The sequence below is a fragment of the Streptomyces viridosporus genome (genome assembly GCF_002078235.1).
Classification (GTDB): Bacteria; Actinomycetota; Actinomycetes; order Streptomycetales; family Streptomycetaceae; genus Streptomyces; species Streptomyces viridosporus.
In genome coordinates this window covers 1-616 of sequence record NZ_MSGP01000644.1, presented here as the reverse complement: position 1 = coordinate 616, position 616 = coordinate 1, and the positions used below count along the sequence as shown (strand labels likewise).

Here is a 616-nt window from a genome sequence, read left to right as displayed (position 1 = left end):
CCGCGTGCGTTGTGGTGCCTTGGGTGGGTGTCGGGAGCGATTCCGTGGAGAACCCGCCGTTTCGGGCAAGGGTCCTACGTGACCGTCCGCTCCTCATCGTCCGCCGCGTCGTCCGCCGCACCCGAGGGGACCGGCAGGCGGCCCGCCGCGATCCGTCCGGCGGCCGTCGGCCGCGCCNNGCACGCGGCGACCCTGCAGCGCCTGCGGCACAGCCCGCTCGACCCCGGCAACCCGCTGGTCGACGCGGACACGCCGAGCCCGTACTACTCGCCGTGGATGCTGCTGCTCGGCACGGTCGCCCGGACGACGGGGCTGTCCGTGTTCGTCGTCCTGCGCCTGGCCGCCGTCGTCGGACTGGCGCTGCTGGTGACCGGGGTGTGGCGGTACGCGCGGACGGGGAGCACGCACCGGGACGCGCCCGTGCTCGCCCTGCTGACCCTGCTGCTCCTGTGGGGCACGACCCCGTTCCTGTGGAGCGGCTTTCCGGGACTCACCTCGCTCGCGCTGACGGTGTCGTACCCGAGCACCTTCACCCTCGGCCTCGCCTTCCACTTCTGGGCGTGGCTGACGGGGGCGCTGCGCCGCGGGGCCGGGTGGCTGTCTCTTATACACACTT

Annotated in this window: 1 pseudogene; it reads left to right on the top strand. The window is 73.5% G+C overall.

Annotation, left to right across the window (positions count from 1 at the left end):
• Nucleotides 1-78 precede the first annotated feature (78 nt).
• Nucleotides 79-616: pseudogene (locus B7L92_RS34945) on the top strand (hypothetical protein); the annotation flags it as partial.